The organism is Streptomyces sp. NPDC096079, from assembly GCF_040303145.1.
Lineage (GTDB): Bacteria > Actinomycetota > Actinomycetes > Streptomycetales > Streptomycetaceae > Streptomyces.
The window spans coordinates 105219-123047 of the sequence record NZ_JBEOST010000015.1; the positions used below are offsets into that span (position 1 = coordinate 105219).

Sequence of the window (17829 nt, forward strand, 5' to 3'; positions counted from 1 at the left end):
GAACACCGTGCTGTAAATACCCCAACCGCCGCCGACGTTATTGCCACCCCCACCGGCAGTCCAACGATTCGTCCCGTCAGTCCACCCGTCATGCCGATACCACTGCAAATCCCCGGCAGGCGTGATCCCATAAATCACCCCACCCCCACCACTGAACACCGTGCTGTAAATACCCCAACCGCCGCCGACGTTATTGCCACCCCCACCGGCAGTCCAACGATTCGTCCCGTCAGTCCACCCGTCATGCCGGTACCACTGCAGATCCCCACCTGGATAAATGCCGTAGAGCACTCCGGAGCCCCCGCTGAACACCCTGCCGTAGATGTTCCAGCCGGCACTGACGTTGTCGCCACCCGCACCGGCGGTCCACTGGTTCGTGCCGTCTGACCAGCCGTCATGGCGGTACCACTGCAACGCCCCGTCCGGCGAGATTCCGTAGATGACGAGCGCGGGATTGTTCGCCATGACTACTCCGCTCCACCCGTTCAAAGTTGACCGCTACACGAATTCCTCGCGTCCCCTATTCAGGATGAGCCATCCGAGCGAGGCCCGCACCGCGTCACGCTGGGTAGCGGCACCCACGGAGCAGGCCGCCATACGAGGGGCCTCTGAGCGCACTCCTGAGTACGCGTACTCACGCCGGAGTCCGGGCCCGCCGGAACCGTGGGGAGCACCACAAGTCCGGGGGGGGAATCGATGAAGGCTCGCGCCCTGTTCCGTCTGACCGTCGCCAATCCCGCGTCCGCCGCCTATCTGGGACTCGTCGGCGTGTCCGTCGTTTTCGAGGTGGCCGCCGCGCTGCTCGGGGATCCCGGAATCGTCGGCGTATGGCCGCTCCTCCTCACCGCCCCCACCTCTCCGCTGACGGTGGGAGTCATCGGAGGCGTCTGGGGCATGGACGCGCCCTTCTGGTCCCTGGCCGGCGGGATCCTCATCAGCGCCCTGGCCCAGTCGTTCGCCCTTGTTGTCAGCCCCTGCGTGCGGTCTTCGCAGGGGGGCGAGGCCTGTTGAGCGATGGGGGCTGTCCCCGGCGTGGCGGAGGATGGTGCTCATGTGCGCTCTTTTCGACCCCCCTGAGCCTCGCCGCGTCTCGCCGGGCGAGTACCCAGTGTGGGACCAGGCTCTCGCCCTTCTGAACCGCGACCTGGCGGTGACGCTTCCCCGGCTGGAACCCCTGCAGCTGCTGGCCCTTCCGTCCTACGACGCGGAGGAGCCGGAGAACGTCTACGTCGCCATGGCCAACGGCGAGTGGCACGGCAACTGCTTGGAACCGAACTCACAGGACAGCCTTGCCTCTGCACTGGCGAGCGTCGCCGATGCCGCGCAGGAGACCGTCATGGAGCTTCTGTGGCAGGCGTGGCCCCTGTGCCCCGAGCATGGCCTGGGCATGCATCCAAGGGAGGACACGGGCGAGCGACTGTCCTGGTGGTGCGCGGGAGAAGGGTTGCGTCGCGACCTGGCTCATATCCACGCGGCCGTGGGTGCGCTCGACGCTTGAGGAACGTCGATCCGTACACGGCCTTGAAAGACGTCGCGGCGCGAGTCACCGTACTGCTGCCCGTCGTCCAGCGGCTCAAGCTCAGTCGCAGCAAGCCGGTGATCGCCCCGCCGAAGGGCGGCAAGCTCCGGGACGTACCTCTGCCCGGGCCCGTCGCCGATGCGCTCCGCGCGCACCTGGCGACGTTCCCACCCGTCGACATCACGCTGCCGTGGATGGCCCAGCGCGGTCAGCACCTGACCAAGCAGCTGATCTTCACGACTGCGGGCCGCGCCAAACGGACGTGATCCTGGCGCTGCGCAAGCTGACCGGACTGAGCTTGTGGCACAGCCGGGTCCTGGCTCGGCAAGCCCCCGTCATCGTCCTCGAAGGGCTGGGCGACTACGAGGCCCGGTCCGCCGTCTCGGTGCTCCGGAGCGCCGGCGCCGAAGCGGAGTGGCGGCAGGAGCCGGAGCCCGGGGAGCGCACGGCCTCATCCCCCTGACGGCCCACACACGGCCCCAGCCCACGAAGAAGCCCCTCCCGGCGGAGAAACCGCGGGGAGGGGGCTCTTTCGTGGGTCAGGGTTACTTCTTGCCCTGGATCTGGCGGGCCCGCCTTTCGCCCCTGGCCAGAGAGTCGCGCACCCCAAGTGACCTGCAGCCGAGCGGTCGTTGTTGGTCGTCGCCGGTCGCCCTCGGAGGGCCCAGAGAGGGCCCAGATCAGGACCCGGGCTGCTGCCCGAGACGACTACATCCTGGGGCATGATGCCTTGGTGCAGGAGACAACAGCCGCTCTTTGGGCCGCAGTTATTGGAGCAAGTTCCGCAGTGCTGGTTGGCGGGCTCGCGTTTTGGGCCGCTATGCGAACCGTCGGAAGAACCGCGATTGTGCAACGCGAGCAGTCCTTTTGGGCCTCGCGTCGTGATACCTACGCCAAGATGATGACGTCCCTTCAAGTGCTCGATCGCACGGGATACGAGTGCTTGGCATCATTCAAGAATGGCGACTTCAGCGACTCGCACCTAACAAAGGTGCAGGAAGCTGCCCATGCTTTCGAGCAGGTTCAGTTTGTTATGTCGCTGGAGGCGCCACACGACGCCTTCCTTGCAACGGCTCTCAAGGGGGCCGCAAAAAGAGTGCGTCGCGTGGTGACGGGTGTTACTGCTTGGCACCAGGACCATGCAGATGCCATTCAAACAGCGACGGATGAACAATGGTTCGACGACATTAGTCGCGAGGTGTCAAGGATGGCAAGCGTCAGGAACCAGCTCTTCTTCCTGATGCGCAATGACCTGCACCGAGAGGTTGGCGATGCTCCTGATCACTTGCCCGGAAGTATCCTTCGACGTATCTGGCCGCACGCTCGGCGTAACGGGTTCGAGCGCCTAATGATCAATCGGGACCTCATCCCTGAGACCGACAATCAGCGCAGTGGATAGGACCCAACAGGGTCTGGTGCGGCGGCGCTGGTCTCGGCGAGGATTGCGGCGATCTTCACCTGTACGGTGGTTTCGTCCCACTTGCAGCATCTTGACCTTGGTTGCGGTGCTGATCGCACCGGCGCGAGAGAGCGGGTCGAGGGCCGTCGCTACCGACTGCGGACTCTCTCTGTCACGCCCGTGCCGAACTCGACGACGGGGTGCTCCAGGGCGATTCTCTGCCCGAACAGTGTGGCGGCGAGGCGCAGCATCACCTCGACCTGTTCATCGATGCCGTAACGCCAGCACCCCCGCTTCTTGCGGGTGGTCGTCTCGCTCCGGGCGTCGCGGTGGCCGTGATCGGGCCCCCCACCGTCGAGACCGAAACTCTGGGCAGAGTAGCCAGCGGACTGGGCGGGCCGCCGTACCAGGCCTCGGTTTTCCTCGCGCGTTCTCGACTCGGATCGCAAACTAGAGGAGCGTGATTCCTGCACTGGTTTCGATCGGCGGGATATCGAGCCCTGCCCAGATGTCGCGGTCCTCGTCGAGTGATACGCCACGCCCGCGGCGCCCTTGTTGCACAGAAAGCCCTGGGGACCGATGAGCCGGCCGCGGGCAAGGCAGATGTCACGCATCCACGACGTCCACGTCTCGTCGATGCTCACGAACTGGTCGCAGAAGGGAGAGGAATCTTCTCCTCAGGTCACTAGAGAGTTGAGAGGGAACAGCGTCCGCAGCGCCCACAGCCCTTCCCGCACCGCTCCTGACCTGCGTTTTCCGTGCGGACGCTAAGCAAAATTTCCGGCGTCCGCTGGATCCGTTCCTCTCTAAGATCGTCACACCAGGTCAGAGTCCCCGTGGCGGACGCGCTCAAGGCCCACATGAAGCTCTTCCCGCCGGTGGAGATCACGCTGCCCTGGATGCGCGCCGGCGGTCCGCCGGTGACCAAGCGACTGCTCTTCACCGGCCCGCTGGGCGGGCACGTCTGGCGCACGTCTCTGAACGAGGACCACTGGAAGCCGGCGCTGGCGAAGGTGGGCGTCATCCCCGCGGCGAAGAGCCGGGAGCACGCTGCCGCGCGGGAGCACGGCATGCACGCCCTGAGGCACTTCTACGCCTCGGTGCTGCTGGACGCCGGAGAGAGCATCAAGGCCGTCAGCGAGTACCTGGGCCACTCCGACCCGGGGCTCACGCTGAAGGTCTACGCCCACCTGATGCCGAGCAGCCGGGACCGCGCGCGGCAGGCACTCGGCAGGGCCCTGAGGCCGGACGACTCTCCGCGCTGAGGGCCCAAGGTGGGCCCAGAGCGCGAAAATGCCCCCGATCTGCGCCGTGTGCGCAGGTCAGGGGCATGATCACTATTCCTACTTCTTCTTGCCCTGGTTCTTGACCGCCTCGATGGCCGCCGCCGCGGCCTCCGGGTCGAGGTAGGTGCCGCCCGGGTTGAGGGGCTTGAAGTTCTCGTCCAGTTCGTACGAGAGCGGGATGCCCGTCGGGATGTTGAGGCCCGCGATGTCGGCGTCCGAGATGCCGTCCAGGTGCTTCACCAGGGCGCGGAGGCTGTTGCCGTGGGCGGCGACCAGGACCGTGCGGCCGGCGAGGAGGTCCGGGACGATGTTGTCGTACCAGTACGGGAGCATCCGCTCCACGACGTCCTTGAGGCACTCGGTCTGCGGGCGCAGCTCCGGCGGGATCGTCTGGTAACGGGCGTCGTGGGCCTGCGAGAACTCGCTGTCGTCGGACAGGGCCGGCGGCGGGGTGTCGTACGAGCGGCGCCACAGCATGAACTGCTCCTCGCCGAACTCGGCGAGCGTCTGGGCCTTGTCCTTGCCCTGGAGGGCGCCGTAGTGACGCTCGTTGAGGCGCCACGAGCGGTTGACCGGGATCCAGTGACGGTCCGCGGACTCCAGCGCGAGCTGCGCCGTGCGGATGGCGCGCTTCTGGAGGGAGGTGTGCAGCACGTCGGGCAGCAGGCCGGCGTCCTTGAGCAGCTCGCCGCCGCGCGTCGCCTCCTTCTCGCCCTTGGCGGTGAGGTTCACGTCCACCCATCCGGTGAACAGATTCTTCTCGTTCCACTCGCTCTCGCCGTGGCGGAGGAGGATCAGCTTGTACGGTGCGTCGGCCATGCGTACGAGCCTAATCGACCGCTGACGATTGACGCGCGCCGTCAATTCGCTGGCGTCCGACGTATGAGATGCGTAAGTTACGAGAGCCGGAAGCAGGGCTTACGTACAGCAGGGGGCCGTCACACATGTCCATCGATTCGCTCAGACGATCGGCACGCGAGACGGTCTCCGGCCTCCCCCCGGGCTTCTGGTGGTTGTGGCTGTCCACCCTGGTCAACCGGACCGGCGCCTTCGTCCTGACCTTCCTCTCCCTCTACCTGACCATGGAGCTCGGGCACTCCGCCTGGTTCGCCGGGCTCGTCGTCGCCCTCCACGGACTGGGAGGCGTGGCGGGATCACCGCTCGGCGGTGCCCTCACCGACCGCTGGGGCCGCCGCCCCACCATGGTCACCATGCACCTCGCGGCCGCCGCCTGCGCCGCCGCCCTCGCCGTCGTCACCAGCGCCTGGGCCATCGCCGCCGTCGTCCTCCTCATGGGCGTCGCCATGCAGGCCGTCCGCCCCTCCATCAACGCGACCATCGCCGACATGGTCCCGGCCCACGACGTGCGCCGCGCGTACGCCCTCAACTACTGGGCCCTCAACCTCGGCTTCGCCATCGCCTCCATCGGCGGCGGCGCCGCGGCCTTCCTCGGCTACCGCACCCTCTTCGTCGTCGACGCCGTCGCCACCACGCTCTGCGCCGTCATCGTCTTCCTCCGGCTTCCCGAGACCCGCCCCGAAGCCGCCGTCGGCACGACGGGCGAGCCGGTCGCCGAGGCGAAGGTCAGCATGCTCACCGTGCTGCGCGACGCGCCCTTCCGGACCCTCGTCCTCCTCAACCTCCTCGTCTGCCTCGTCTTCACCGCCCCCTGGATCGGCCTGCCGCTCACCATGGCGAACCAGGGCCTCTCCCCCTCCTCGTACGGCGTCGTCATCGCCGTCAACGGCATCGTGATCGTCGGCTTCCAGCTGCTCGTCAACAAGCTGACCGACAAGCGCTCCCCGGTCGTCCTGCTGACCCTCTCCGCCCTCCTCTTCGCCCTCGGCACCGGTGCCACCGCCCTCGCCGGGTCCTCCGTCGCCTTCGCCGCGACCGTCGTCGTCTGGACGGTCGGCGAGATGATCCACGTCCCGACCAACGCCGCCGCCACCGCGCGCCTCGCCCCCGAGCACGCCCGGGGCCGCTACCAGGGCGTGATGGGCATGTCCTGGGCCGTCGCCGGCTTCGTCGCCCCGATCGGCGCGGGCGCGATCGTCGGCGGGCCCGGGCCGGACGTCCTCTGGGCGGCGACGGCGGCGATCGGTGTCGTCGCGGCGGTCGGGTACTTCACCCGGCTGCGGAAGGCGCTCGCGGACGAGCCGGAGTCGGTCGCGCCCGTGGCGCCGGTCGAGCCGGTCGCGCCCGTGGAGCCGGTGGAGACCTCCGCCGTCGCGCCGGGCGCGCCCGGCGCCAGGGCCGAGGACGCCGAGTCCTCCGCCGTCACGGCGTAGCCCCGGTCCGTGGGGTGGGCACCGCCCACCCCACGGAACCCGGTGTCAGTCGCGGGGCTTCCGGGTCAGGTTCTTGAAGGCGTCCAGGTTGCGCGTCGACTCGCCCCGCGCGACCCGCCAGTCGTACTCCCGGCGGATCGCCGACGCGAAGCCCAGCTCCAGCAGCGTGTTGAAGTCGCCGTCCGCCGCCTCCAGGACCGAGCCCAGCAGCCGGTCCAGTTCCTCCGGCGTGACGGCGGCCAGCGGGAGCTTGCCGGCGAGGTAGACGTCGCCGAGGCCGTCGACCGCGTAACTCACCCCGTACAGCTTGAGGTTGCGTTCGAGCAGCCAGCGGTGGACGCCCGCCTCGTTCTCGTCCGGGTGGCGGATCACGAAGGCGTTGAGGGAGAGGGAGTGGCGGCCCACCCGCAGCGACAGGGTGGTGAACAGCTTGCGCGTGCCCGGGAGCTTCACGACGTACGAGCCGGGCTCCGGGGACTCCCAGTCCAGCTCGGCGTCCTTGAACGCGTCCTCGACGATCCGCCGGACGACCTCGGTCTCAGCCATGGTGCGAGCGTACGCGACGGCGGTTCTCCCTCAGCCGGTGGTCGTGCATGGCCGCCGTGTACACATCCGCCGTCCCCGAAGCCGCCGTGTCCCAGCCGAACGAACCGGCGTGCAGCGCCGCCGCGTCGCCCATCCGCGCCGACAGCGACGGGTCCGCCACGAAACGGCCGAGCGCCCGGGCGTAGTCCGCCGGGTCGTGCCCCTGCACGAGGAAACCGGTCACGTCGTCCCGTACGGCCACGGGCAGACCCCCGACCGCCGCCGCGACGACGGGCGTGCCGGCCGCCTGCGCCTCGATCGCGACGAGCCCGAAGGACTCGCTGTACGAGGGCATGACGAGGACCGAAGCGGCGCGGAACCAGTCGGCCAGCCGGTCCTGCGCCACCGGCGGGTGGAAGCGCACGATGTCCGCGATGCCGAGGCGCGCGGCGAGCTTCTGCAGCTGCTCCGGCTTCGCCAGACCGCTGCCGCTCGGGCCGCCGACGACCGGTACGACCATGCGGGTGCGGAGCGAGGGGTCCTGCTCCAGGAGGCGGGCGGCGGCGCGCAGCAGGATGTCCGGGGCCTTCAGCGGCTGTATCCGGCCGGCGAACACGGGGATGAACGCGTCCTGCGGCAGGCCGAGCCGCGCGCGGGCGGCGGCGCGGCCGTCGGCGGGGCGGAACTGGTCCAGGTTGACGCCCGGGTGCACGACGGCGATCTTGCCGGGATCCGCCTCGTAGAAGCGGGCCAGCTCGTCGGCCTCCTCGGCCGTGTTGGCGATCAGCCGGTCGGCGGCGGACACGATCTGCGTCTCGCCGATCACCCGCGCCGCGGGCTCGGGCGTGTCGCCCTCGGCGAGCGCCGCGTTCTTGACCTTCGCCATGGTGTGCATGGCGTGCACGAGCGGCACGCCCCAGCGCTCGGCCGCCAGCCAGCCGACGTGCCCGGAGAGCCAGTAGTGGGAGTGGACCAGGTCGTAGTGGCCGGGCCGGTGACCCGCCCACGCCTGCATCACGCCGTGCGTGAAGGCGCAGAGCTGCGCCGGCAGCTCCTCCTTGGCCAGGCCCTCGTACGGACCCGCGTCCACGTGCCGTACGAGCACGCCGGGGGTCAGCTCGACGACCGGGGGCAGGCCGCCGGTCGTGGCCCGGGTGAAGATCTCCACCTCGATGTCGATCGCGGCGAGTCGTTTCGCCAGCTCGACGATGTAGACGTTCATGCCGCCCGCGTCCCCCGTGCCGGGCTGGTGCAGCGGCGAGGTGTGGACGCTGAGCATGGCCACGCGCCGGGGGGTGCGGTGCCGGCCGGGGAGCCGGAGCCTGGCCGGCGCGGGGTGCCGGTGCCGGGTACCGGTGAACCGGGACACGTACTGGCTCACGTCGGCGGTCCTTCCGCTCGGGGGCTGAGCTGGGCGGCCCGAGCCCGGTCGGGCTTGTCGGGCGTGGTGGAGCAGGGTCGGGCTTCGTGCAGCGGGTCGAGCAGGTCGAGCAGGTCGGGCATGACTGCTGGAGGGCGCGCTCGCCCTCCAGCCGCCACAACACCGGAATCGTCCCTTTCATTTCCATCGGCCGCGCGTTTTGCCAATTCGTTGCCGGGAAGGACCCCCCTTTCCCACCCCTTACGCTCGTTCCATGGCCCCGCGCACCACCCGCCCCGTCGGCACCCCGACCCGCGGGACCACCAACCCGAACCGGCTGCGCCGCATGGACCGCTGGATCGCCGCCGTCCACGGCCCCGCCCTGCGCCGCTTCCCCGAGCCGCCGCTCGCCGTCGACCTCGGTTACGGGGCCGCTCCCTGGACCGCCGTGGAGCTCCTGGCCCGGCTGCGCGTCGCCGAGCCCCGCACCCGGCTCTACGGCATCGAGATCGAACCGGCCCGGGTCGAGGCCGCGAAGCCGTACGAGCACGACGGCCTCTCCTTCGTGCACGGCGGCTTCGAGGTCCCGGTGCCGGGCCAGGTCGCGCTCATCCGGGCCGCGAACGTGCTGCGCCAGTACGACGAGGACCAGGTCGCGGCCGTCTGGGGGCGGCTGTGCGGGCGGCTCGCGCCCGGCGGGCTGCTCGTGGAGGGGACCTGCGACGAGATCGGGCGCCGGCACGTGTGGGTGGCGCTCGACGCGGGCGGGCCGCGCACGGTGACGTTCGCGACCCGTCTCGGCTCCCTCGACCGGCCCTCGGACCTCGCGGAACGGCTGCCGAAGGCGCTGATCCACCGCAACGTGCCGGGCGAGCCGGTGCACGCCTTCCTGCGGGACTTCGACCGCGCCTGGGCGGCGGCCGCCCCGTACGCCTCGCTGGGCGCGCGGCAGCGGTGGATCCGCTCGGTCCGCGACCTGGCGGCGGACTGGCCGCTGACGGACGGCCCGCGCCGGTGGCGCCAGGGCGAGGTGACGGTGCGCTGGGAGGCGCTGGCGCCGCGGGGGTGACGGAGTGGCGGGAGGCGGCGGCGCCGCGGGGGTGGGTGACGGTGTGACGGGAGGCGCCGGCCCGCGGGGGGGGGTGGCGGTGTGACGGGAGGCGCCGGGACGACGGCGTGACGGTGTGTCGGGCGTTACGTTCCCCCGATTTCCCCAACTCCCGCTGAATTTCCCGTGCGCGGGGAACGTCCCGCGCACATCACTCGTCACCCCTGGGGGGAACCGGCCCGACAGACCCCGGTTTCCCCTGTCGCTTTGCCGTTTCGCATGGCACTATCGCCAGGTCACCATCAAGTTACTGACGGTAAATCAGATTTTGGGTCACTCGAGGGGGAGCTCGTGAACCGACGCCGACACGCCACTGCCGCGATCACCGTGATCTGCGCCCTGACCGTGCTGGCCTCCCCCGCACTGACCCTCCAGGCAGCCGCCGCGCCGCTCCCGCCTCCGCCGCCGAAGAAGAGCCTGGAGGAGGTGCGCCAGGAGATCGACGACCTGTACCGGAAGGCGGCCGTCGCCACCGACGCGTACAACCTCGCGGAGGAGAGGACCAAGGAGCAGTCCGCCGAGATCGTCCGGCTCGCCCGGATGATCGTGGAGGGTCGCGAGAAGATCGACGACCTCAAGGCCAAGGCCGGCGCCCAGGCCCGCGCCCAGTACCGCAACGGCGGGCTGCCGGACGGCGCCCAGCTCGTCCTCACGAACGACCCGCAGCTCTTCCTCGACGCCGCCGGACGGCTCAAGTCCGGCGCCAAGGCCACCACCGACCTCCTGGGCGAGATGACCCGCGCCCAGGCCGAGTTGGACACGTACGCCAAGGACGCCAGCGCCAACTGGACCAAGCTGGAGGCCCACCGCGTCAAGCAGGCCAAGGCGAAGAAGGAGATCAACGAGCGGATCGACGCCGCCAAGAAGCTGGAGTCCGAACTCGCCGCCGAGGAGCGCGAGCGACTGCGCCGCCTGGAGGAGCAGGCCCAGCTCCGGGCCCAGACGAGCTGGCTCGGCACCGGCGTCCTCGACGGTCTGAAGGAGGGTGCGACGGCGGAGGGCAAGAAGGCCGTCGCGTTCGCCACGGCCCAGATCGGCAAGCCGTACGTGTGGGGGGCGGAGGGGCCGGGGTCGTACGACTGCTCGGGCCTGACCCAGCGCGCCTGGGGCGCGGCCGGCCTGGGCATCCCGCGCACCTCGCAGGAGCAGTGGCGGCTGCTGCCGCACGTGGACATCAAGGACATGCGGCCGGGCGACCTGATCGTCTACTTCAAGGACGCGAGCCACATCGGGATGTACGTCGGGAACGGGGCGATCGTGCACGCGCCGCGCCCCGGCCGGAACGTGACCCTCGCGGGCGCGGGCTCGATGGAGATCCTGGGAGTCGTACGCCCGACGTGAGCGAGCCGGTCCACGGCCGCCCACGGGGGCGTGAACCGGACCGTCCCACCCGGGCCCGCCCCGGCGCGCCCTGCCGCCCCCGGGGGGGCGTGCCCGGTGCCACGCCCGCTCCGTGACCGGTGCCACGCCGCTCCGTGACCGGTGCCACGCCGCTCCGTGATCGCAGCCTCGCCCGCTTCGTGATCGCAGCCCCGCCCGCTCCGTGATCGCCGCCACGCCCCCCGCGTGACCTTTCTCATGGGCTCGGAGCCCCCGTGCCGACCGTTCGGGGGCAAGTACCTCCCCTTCCGCGGCATATGCCAAGCGCGGCGCGCGCTCTCACAGGCTGATCACCATTCCGCTGCGCACCGCCCTACCGCTATGGTCCGGGACGGGCGGGCCGCCACCCGGCGCCCGCGCACCCTCGGGGGGAGGGAAGGAAACCCGGACCGATGCCCGTATCCGTACCGCGCCAGAGAAACGTCTCTGCCGCTACGGGACCCGGCGACGCCACCCCAATGGACGCCACTCCCATGACAGGCACAGTCACAGGCACCGACCGCACCGATCTCACTCTCCTGGTCGTCGAGGACGACCCGGCGGGTGCCCTTGCCGTACCCGAACTGCTCGACGCGGCGGACGCCGCCGGCACCCGGGTCCGCATCCGTACCGCCCGCAACCTCACCGAGGCCGAGCGGCTCCTCACCGACGACGTCCACTGCGTCCTCGTCGACCTCTCCCTGCCCGGCCCCCGGGCGGCCGCCGGGGACGACCCGCTCGCCCCGCTGCGGCACATCCTGCGCCTCGCCCCGCGCCACGCCGTCCTCGCGCTCGCGGCCTCCGCGGACGCCGAGCTGGCGGCCGAGGCGGTGCGCGTCGGGGCCCAGGACCACCTCTTCCGCGAGGAGCTCGACGGGCGGCTGCTCAGCCGCGCCATCCGGTACGCCGTCGAGCGCAAGCGGGCCGACGCCGTCCAGGTGAAGCTCGCCGAGTCCCGGCTGCGCGCCCAGGAGAACGCCCGCCTGGAGCGCGGCCTGCTGCCGACGCCGCTCCTGGAGGGCTCCGACCTGCGGTTCGCCGCCCACTACCGGCCCGGCCGGTCCCGCGCGCTGCTCGGCGGCGACTTCTACGACGTCGTCCGCACCCCCGACGGCACCGTCCACGCCATGATCGGCGACGTCTGCGGGCACGGGCCCGACGAGGCCGCGCTCGGCGTCGAGCTGCGGATCGCCTGGCGGGCCCTGACCTTCGCGGGTCTCTGCGGGGACGAGCTGCTGTCCACGATGCAGCAGGTCCTGGAGCACGAGCGGGAGAGCGAGGAGATCTTCGCGACGCTCTGCACCGTCGACATCGCGCCCGACGGGCGCCGGGCCGGGCTCTGCCTGGCCGGGCACCCCTCGCCGCTGATCGCCCGGCAGGGGCGGGCCGCCCGCCTCCTGCCGTACGAGGACGGCGGCCCGGCCCTCGGACTGCTGCCGCGCGCCCGCTGGCCGCGCCGCCAGGTCGAGCTGGGCGGGGCGTGGAGCCTGCTCATGTACACCGACGGGCTCATCGAGGGCCGCTCGGCGGGCCCCGGCTCGCCGCGGCTCGGGCAGGACGGGATGGTCGAGATGATCAACCGGCAGCTGTCCGCGGGCCTGCGGGGAGACGAGCTGCTGGAGGCGGCCGTGACGGAGGTCCGCTCCCTGAACGGCGGCGAGCTGACGGACGACGTCGCCGTCCTGGCCCTGGAAAGGGACAGGACCCGGGGGTAACCCCGGGCCCTGTCCGTCGTATCCGTCTTCTACGCCCGTTCTCCTCGGCGGCTACCTGCCGCCGTTGTACGGGCCGTACGGGCCGTCGCTGCTGGAGCCGCCGCCGCGGCGGCCCCGGCCTCCGCCGGAGACCTGCGCGAGCGCGGGGCGCACGTCCACCATGAAGACGATGGCGGCGATCAGCCCGGCGATCTGCAGGAACAGCATCGGCAGCAGCAGGTTCAGGGCGAGGTTGATGCCCAGGATGATCAGCCAGAACTTCTTCGTCTGCTTCTCGGCGGCGCGGTAGGCGTCCTCGCGCGCCATGGCGGCGAAGACGAGCGCGGCGACGGCGAAGCCGGTGAAGACCAGGAAGATCACCAGGGAGAGAAGGGAGTCGAATCCCGCGCGCAACATGCTGAGCACCGCCTTGGGTGAGGGAGAGAGAGCGCCTCGCGGTCACGGTACCCGTTACAACGCCCCGGGTACCCGGATTGGTGCCCGGCCCTACTCCGTCTCGGCGGCGACGGCCGTCTTCTTCGCGGGAGCCTTGCGGACGGTGGTCTTCCGCGCGGACGGCTTCTTGGCCTCGGCCCCGTCGGTCCCGGCCTCCGCGGCGACGGGCTCCTCCGACTGCGCCGGCTCCGGCTCGACGACCACGGCGATCTCGGTGATCTCCTCGGCGGCCTCGCCGCGCCAGGCACGGACGGCGTCCTCGCCGTGGGCGGCGACCTCCTCGTACTTCTCGCGCGCCTTGACCGCGTACTCGGCGGCGACGCCGACCCCGCGCAGGGCCAGGTCCTGGGCGGTCTCGCCGAGCTTCTTGAGGTCGGTGTCGAGGCCGCCGACGACCTCGGCGAGCTTCGACTGCACGGTGGCCTGGGCCTCCTTGGCCTGCGCGGTCACCTTCTCCTGCACGGCCTTGGGGTCGGTCTTGCGTACGGCGTCGATGCGCGCGGGCGCCTCGGCGGCGAGCTGCTCGATCAGGCCGGGAACCTTCCTGGCCTGCTGGACGGCGAGGTCGGCGGTGCCGGCGGCGAAGTAGAGAGGGGTACGCAGTTCGTCGATGATGGCCATGCTGGTGTTCCTCCCGGAGATGACGTACGTACTAGCTCGAAGGCGGTGCGGCATCGGCGCCGTCGGGTGCGGCGGCCGCCTGCTCGGCGGCGTTCTCCTTGCGGAAGGAGTCGTAGATCTGGAGCAGCACCTGCTTCTGCCGCTCGTTGATCGAGGGATCGGCCAGGATGACGGCGCGCGTCTCCAGCTCCTCCCGCTCCTTCTCGTCGAGGATCCCGGCCCGTACGTAGAGCGTCTCGGCGGAGATCCGCAGCGCCTTGGCGACCTGCTGGAGGACCTCGGCGCTGGGCTTGCGGAGCCCGCGCTCGATCTGGCTGAGGTACGGGTTCGACACCCCGGCGGCGTCGGCGAGCTGCCGCAGGGAGAGCTGCGCGGTCCGCCGCTGCTCGCGGAGGTACTCGCCGAGGTTGCCGACGTTGAGCGATGCCATGCCCCGACCATGCCAGCCATTGCTAACTATTGCAAGCACACTGTTTGCAAGAGTCGCACCCCGGGCGCGCCACCCCGTGCCATGCTGGGGACGTGGATCTGGAGGACCTGAAACGACTGCGCCGCGCGCGCGACACCATGGACCGCGACTACGCCTCGCCGCTGGACGTCCCGGCGCTCGCGAAGGTCGCCCTGATGTCCACGGGCCACTTCGCCCGCAGCTTCCGCACCGCCTTCGGCGAGACGCCGTACAGCTATCTGATGACCCGGCGCGTCGAGCGCGCGAAAGCGCTGCTCCGCCGGGGCGACCTCAGCGTGACCGAGGTCTGCTTCGAGGTGGGCTGTACGTCGCTGGGCTCGTTCAGCTCACGCTTCACCGAACTCGTCGGCGAGACGCCCAGCGCCTACCGGGCCCGCGGGCACGAGGAGGGCGGCCACGGGGAGGGCGCCGAGATCCCCGCCTGCGTCGCCAAGGTGCTCACCCGGCCCGTACGGAACGGCGGCCCCGCCGAACCGGTCAGGATCGGAGAAGCGGGAACGAGCGCCTCGCCGTAGCGTCGGGGACATGGACGACATCAAGCTCTCACAGTGCTTCATCACCGTCGACGACGCCGACAAGGCGCTCGGTTTCTACCGGGACGCGCTCGGCCTGGAGGTACGCAACGACGTCGGCTACGAGGGGATGCGCTGGGTGACCCTCGGATCGCCCGGGCAGCCGGACGTGGCCGTCGTCCTGGAGACGCCGCTCCCCGACCCCAGCGCCTCGGAGGCCGACCGGAAGGCGGTCACGGACCTCCTCGCCAAGGGCCACCTGCGGGGCGTGATCTTCTCCACCGCGGACGTCGACGCCACCTTCGAGCGCGTCCGGGCGGCCGGCGGCGAGGTGCTCCAGGAGCCCGTCGACCAGCACTACGGCGTGCGCGACTGCGCCTTCCGCGACCCGGCCGGCAACATGATCCGCTTCGCCCAGCCCAAGGGCTGACCGCCCCGCCCCGCTCGTGCCAGCATGTCATGGAGATCCAACAGGGAGGGAAACCATGACAGTTGACGAGCGGGGCGGGCTGGACGAGCCGGAGGACATCGCGGCCCCGAGGCGGCGCGCCGACGTGCTGGACGAGAGCGCCGTCCCGGGGCCGGGGCGCTTCACCGGTCCCGCCACCGGGGCCGAACTGCCGATGCTGGCCGGATTCCTGGCGGACCAGCGGGCGACGCTGGTGCTGAAGTGCGCGGGCCTGGGCGAGGAGCTGGCCCACCGGGCCGCCGAACCGTCGACCCTGTCCCTCCTCGGCCTGGTCCGGCACCTCGCCGACGTCGAGCGGCACTGGTTCCAGGAGATCCTCGCCGGCCGGAAGGACGTCCGCCCCCTGTTCTCCTCCCCCGACTCCCCCGACGGGGACTTCGACGGCGCCGCGGCCGGTCCGGAGGCCGTGACGGAGGCCTGGGAGGCGTGGCGCGCGGCGGTGGCCCACGCGGACCGCTTCACGGCGCAGGCGCCGGACCTCGACGTCTGGGGCGAGGACGAGTGGCGGGGGCGGGTGTCGCTGCGGTGGGTGCTGGTCCACATGATCGAGGAGTACGCGCGGCACAACGGTCACGCGGACCTGCTCCGCGAACGCATCGACGGCACCCGCGGCGTGTAGCCGCCGCCTCCGTCAGGAGCGGGCGCCCCTCCCCGAGGTCGTCGCACCGAGGGAGGGACGCCTGCTCCAGGAGGGGCTCGTTTCGTTCGGGACGATCCGTTACGGACCGGTCGTCGTACCCTGGCCGCATGACCGCCATGACACCCACCCGCACCGAACCCGACCTCTCCTACCTCCTCGACCACACCAGCCACACCCTCCGCACCCACATGGCCGCCGCGCTCGGCGCCATCGGGCTCACCGCGCGCATGCACTGCGTCCTCGTGCACGCCCTGGAGGAGGAGCGGACGCAGGCGCAGCTCGCCGAGATCGGGGACATGGACAAGACCACGATGGTGGTGACCGTCGACGCCCTGGAGAAGGCCGGACTCGCCGAGCGCAGGCCGTCCGGCACGGACCGCCGGGCGCGGATCATCGCGGTGACCGAGGCCGGTGCCGAGGTCGCCCGGCAGAGCCAGGAGATCGTCGACGGCGTGCACGAGGCCGCCCTCGCCGCCCTTCCCGACGACGAGCGCACGGTGCTGCTGCGCGCCCTGGAGCGGCTGGCCACCGGCCATCTCGCGGCCCCCGTGGAGAGCCCGACGCCCGCCCGCCGGGCCCGTCAGCGCGGATGAGCCGGAATCCGTTCCGTAGAAAATAGTCTGCAACAAAACCTTCTGTTAGTGTCACTCCTGTCGCCTCCGACGAACAGGAGTGGTCCCCATGCCCGCGCCCGCCCGCCCTCACCTCGCCCTCGGCGTCCTCGCCACCGGCACGCTGATGACGGTCCTCGACGGCAGCATCGTCACCGTCGCCATGCCCGCCATCCAGGGCGACCTCGGCTTCACCCCCGTCGGCCTCAGCTGGGTCGTCAACGCCTACCTGATCGCCTTCGGCTCGCTGCTCCTCCTCGCCGGACGGCTCGGCGACCTCATCGGCCGCAAGCGGATGTTCCTCGCGGGGACGGGGATCTTCACCGCCGCCTCCCTGCTCGCCGGCGTCGCCGCCTCCCCCGCCGTCCTCGTCGCCGCCCGCTTCCTCCAGGGCGTCGGCAGCGCGATGTCCTCCGCCGTCGGCCTCGGCATCCTGATCACCCTCTTCACCGCGCCCCGCGAACGCGCCCGCGCCATCGCCGTGTTCAGCTTCACCGGCGCCGCCGGCGCCTCCCTCGGCCAGGTGCTCGGCGGCGTCCTCACCGACGCCCTCGCCTGGAACTGGATCTTCTTCATCAACCTGCCCATCGGCGTCGCCACCCTCCTCGTCGCCGTCCGCGCCCTCCCCGCCGACCGGCGCCTCGGCCTGAAGGCGGGCGCCGACGTCCTCGGCGCGCTGCTCGTGACGGCCGGGCTCATGACCGGGATCTACGCCGTCGTCAAGATCGAGGAGTACGGCGCCGGTTCGGCGCACACCCTCGGCCTCGGCGCCCTCGCCGTCGCCCTCCTCGCCGGATTCCTGCTCCGTCAGACGAGGGCCGCGCACCCCCTCATGCCGCTGCGGATCCTCCGCTCCCGCAACGTCGCCGGGGCGAACGCCGTCCAGATGCTGATGGTCGCCGCGCTCTTCTCCTTCCAGGTCCTCGTCGCCCTCTACCTGCAGAAGGTCCTCGGCTACGGAGCCGCCGGGACCGGCTTGGCGATGCTGCCCGCCGCCCTCGTCATCGGCGCCGTCTCCCTCGGCGTCTCGGCACCCCTCATCGCCCGCTTCGGCGAGCGGAACGTCCTGCTCGCCGGGCTCGTCCTGCTCGTCGGCGTCCTCGCCCTGCTCGCCCGCGTCCCCGTCCACGCCTCGTACGCCACCGACCTGCTCCCGGTGATGCTGCTCGCCGCCGGCTTCGGGCTCGCGCTCCCCGCCCTCACCGGACTCGCCATGTCCGGCGCGGAGGAGGCGGACGCCGGCCTGGCCTCCGGACTCTTCAACACCACCCAGCAGATCGGCATGGCCCTCGGCGTCGCGGTCCTCTCCACCCTGGCATCCGCCCGCACCGAGACCCTCACGGCGGCGGGGAAACCCACCCCCGAGGCGCTGACCGGCGGATACCACCTCGCCTTCGGCCTCGGCGCCGGACTCCTCCTCGTCGCCCTGGCCGTCGCCCTCACCGTCCTGCGCCGGGCCGCCGGAGCGAAGCCCCGGCAGCTGACGATGGCGGCCTGAGAGCCGCCCGAC

General features: G+C 71.2%; 22 protein-coding genes and 2 pseudogenes. 15 read left to right on the forward strand and 9 right to left on the reverse strand.

Annotated elements, in window-relative coordinates:
* Positions 1 to 465: tachylectin-related carbohydrate-binding protein (locus ABTY59_RS26775; protein WP_352021590.1), on the reverse strand; the 465-nt coding region annotated here is incomplete at its 3' end.
* A 231-nt stretch (positions 466 to 696) separates the two neighbouring features.
* Between ABTY59_RS26775 and ABTY59_RS26780 the strand changes: the two genes are divergently transcribed.
* From ABTY59_RS26780 to ABTY59_RS26800, 5 genes and pseudogenes are all read left to right on the forward strand, one after another.
* Positions 697 to 1011, forward strand: a complete 315-nt coding sequence (locus ABTY59_RS26780) for an SCO4225 family membrane protein (protein WP_352021591.1) — start codon at positions 697 to 699, stop codon at positions 1009 to 1011.
* Between the two features lie 40 nt (positions 1012 to 1051).
* Positions 1052 to 1498, forward strand: coding sequence for a hypothetical protein (locus ABTY59_RS26785; protein ID WP_352021592.1), 447 nt, complete (start codon positions 1052 to 1054; stop codon positions 1496 to 1498).
* Between the two features lie 56 nt (positions 1499 to 1554).
* Positions 1555 to 1758 (forward strand): annotated as a pseudogene (locus tag ABTY59_RS26790) (site-specific integrase); the annotation flags it as partial.
* Between the two features lie 23 nt (positions 1759 to 1781).
* Positions 1782 to 1982, forward strand: coding sequence for a hypothetical protein (locus ABTY59_RS26795; RefSeq protein WP_352021593.1), 201 nt, complete (start codon positions 1782 to 1784; stop codon positions 1980 to 1982).
* A 270-nt stretch (positions 1983 to 2252) separates the two neighbouring features.
* Positions 2253 to 2918 (forward strand): hypothetical protein, encoded by a 666-nt coding sequence (locus tag ABTY59_RS26800; protein ID WP_352021594.1) that lies wholly within the window; start codon positions 2253 to 2255, stop codon positions 2916 to 2918.
* Between the two features lie 149 nt (positions 2919 to 3067).
* On the opposite strand, the gene ABTY59_RS26805 is transcribed toward ABTY59_RS26800, so the two are convergent.
* On the reverse strand, positions 3068 to 3562 hold the full coding sequence (locus ABTY59_RS26805) for a hypothetical protein (RefSeq protein WP_352021595.1): 495 nt from the start codon (positions 3560 to 3562) through the stop codon (positions 3068 to 3070).
* A gap of 189 nt (positions 3563 to 3751) precedes the next feature.
* Here ABTY59_RS26805 and ABTY59_RS26810 point away from each other — a divergent pair.
* Positions 3752 to 4183: pseudogene (locus ABTY59_RS26810) on the forward strand (tyrosine-type recombinase/integrase); the annotation flags it as partial.
* Positions 4184 to 4261: 78 nt separating this feature from the next.
* On the opposite strand, the gene ABTY59_RS26815 reads toward ABTY59_RS26810, so the two are convergent.
* Complete coding sequence (locus ABTY59_RS26815) at positions 4262 to 5023, reverse strand: phosphoglyceromutase (RefSeq protein WP_352021596.1); 762 nt, start codon at positions 5021 to 5023, stop codon at positions 4262 to 4264.
* 125 nt (positions 5024 to 5148) lie between these two features.
* On the opposite strand from ABTY59_RS26815, the gene ABTY59_RS26820 reads away from it, so the two are divergent.
* Entirely contained in the window at positions 5149 to 6495 is a 1347-nt protein-coding gene (locus ABTY59_RS26820) for an MDR family MFS transporter (RefSeq protein WP_352021597.1), read from the forward strand.
* Positions 6496 to 6540: 45 nt separating this feature from the next.
* On the opposite strand, the gene ABTY59_RS26825 is transcribed toward ABTY59_RS26820, so the two are convergent.
* Genes ABTY59_RS26825 through ABTY59_RS26835 form a run of 3 tightly spaced genes read right to left on the reverse strand, consistent with a single transcriptional unit; the run spans position 6541 to position 8523 of the window.
* Positions 6541 to 7041 carry a type III secretion system chaperone family protein gene (locus tag ABTY59_RS26825; protein ID WP_352021598.1) on the reverse strand — a complete coding sequence of 167 codons (501 nt, stop codon included), beginning with the start codon at positions 7039 to 7041 and terminating at the stop codon, positions 6541 to 6543.
* Positions 7034 to 8401 (reverse strand): D-inositol-3-phosphate glycosyltransferase, encoded by a 1368-nt coding sequence (gene mshA / locus ABTY59_RS26830; RefSeq protein WP_352021599.1) that lies wholly within the window; start codon positions 8399 to 8401, stop codon positions 7034 to 7036. Before mshA ends, ABTY59_RS26825 begins: the two co-directional genes overlap by 8 nt.
* On the reverse strand, positions 8398 to 8523 hold the full coding sequence (locus ABTY59_RS26835) for a hypothetical protein (RefSeq protein ID WP_352021601.1): 126 nt from the start codon (positions 8521 to 8523) through the stop codon (positions 8398 to 8400). The genes mshA and ABTY59_RS26835 overlap by 4 nt, the downstream gene beginning before the upstream one ends.
* Positions 8524 to 8654: 131 nt before the next feature.
* On the opposite strand from ABTY59_RS26835, the gene ABTY59_RS26840 reads away from it, so the two are divergent.
* The 3 genes from ABTY59_RS26840 to ABTY59_RS26850 all read left to right on the forward strand — a co-directional run bounded on the left by ABTY59_RS26840 (position 8655) and on the right by ABTY59_RS26850 (position 12562).
* Entirely contained in the window at positions 8655 to 9449 is a 795-nt protein-coding gene (locus ABTY59_RS26840; protein WP_352021602.1) for a class I SAM-dependent methyltransferase, read from the forward strand.
* 330 nt (positions 9450 to 9779) lie between these two features.
* The gene (locus ABTY59_RS26845; RefSeq protein ID WP_352021603.1) at positions 9780 to 10829 is read left to right on the forward strand and encodes a C40 family peptidase; all 1050 of its coding nucleotides are present in this window, start codon (positions 9780 to 9782) and stop codon (positions 10827 to 10829) included.
* A gap of 497 nt (positions 10830 to 11326) precedes the next feature.
* Positions 11327 to 12562, forward strand: a complete 1236-nt coding sequence (locus ABTY59_RS26850; RefSeq protein WP_352021604.1) for a PP2C family protein-serine/threonine phosphatase — start codon at positions 11327 to 11329, stop codon at positions 12560 to 12562.
* 51 nt (positions 12563 to 12613) lie between these two features.
* Here the strand turns inward: ABTY59_RS26850 and ABTY59_RS26855 are convergent, their stop codons facing one another.
* The 3 genes from ABTY59_RS26855 to ABTY59_RS26865 all read right to left on the reverse strand — a co-directional run bounded on the left by ABTY59_RS26855 (position 12614) and on the right by ABTY59_RS26865 (position 14048).
* On the reverse strand, positions 12614 to 12958 hold the full coding sequence (locus ABTY59_RS26855) for a DUF2516 family protein (RefSeq protein WP_352021605.1): 345 nt from the start codon (positions 12956 to 12958) through the stop codon (positions 12614 to 12616).
* Positions 12959 to 13048: 90 nt separating this feature from the next.
* Entirely contained in the window at positions 13049 to 13618 is a 570-nt protein-coding gene (locus tag ABTY59_RS26860; protein ID WP_352021606.1) for a hypothetical protein, read from the reverse strand.
* Positions 13619 to 13649: 31 nt separating this feature from the next.
* The gene (locus tag ABTY59_RS26865) at positions 13650 to 14048 is read right to left on the reverse strand and encodes a helix-turn-helix domain-containing protein (protein ID WP_352021607.1); all 399 of its coding nucleotides are present in this window, start codon (positions 14046 to 14048) and stop codon (positions 13650 to 13652) included.
* A 92-nt stretch (positions 14049 to 14140) separates the two neighbouring features.
* On the opposite strand from ABTY59_RS26865, the gene ABTY59_RS26870 reads away from it, so the two are divergent.
* The 5 genes from ABTY59_RS26870 (at position 14141) to ABTY59_RS26890 (ending at position 17817) form a co-directional block, all read left to right on the forward strand.
* A complete protein-coding gene (locus ABTY59_RS26870) occupies positions 14141 to 14602 on the forward strand; it encodes a helix-turn-helix domain-containing protein (protein ID WP_352021608.1) in 462 nt (153 codons plus the stop codon).
* A gap of 10 nt (positions 14603 to 14612) precedes the next feature.
* Positions 14613 to 15029 carry a VOC family protein gene (locus ABTY59_RS26875; protein WP_352021609.1) on the forward strand — a complete coding sequence of 139 codons (417 nt, stop codon included), beginning with the start codon at positions 14613 to 14615 and terminating at the stop codon, positions 15027 to 15029.
* Positions 15030 to 15084: 55 nt separating this feature from the next.
* Positions 15085 to 15687 carry a DinB family protein gene (locus ABTY59_RS26880; protein WP_403540758.1) on the forward strand — a complete coding sequence of 201 codons (603 nt, stop codon included), beginning with the start codon at positions 15085 to 15087 and terminating at the stop codon, positions 15685 to 15687.
* A 128-nt stretch (positions 15688 to 15815) separates the two neighbouring features.
* On the forward strand, positions 15816 to 16301 hold the full coding sequence (locus ABTY59_RS26885) for a MarR family winged helix-turn-helix transcriptional regulator (protein WP_352021610.1): 486 nt from the start codon (positions 15816 to 15818) through the stop codon (positions 16299 to 16301).
* A gap of 88 nt (positions 16302 to 16389) precedes the next feature.
* On the forward strand, positions 16390 to 17817 hold the full coding sequence (locus ABTY59_RS26890) for an MFS transporter (protein ID WP_352021611.1): 1428 nt from the start codon (positions 16390 to 16392) through the stop codon (positions 17815 to 17817).
* Positions 17818 to 17829 lie beyond the last annotated feature (12 nt).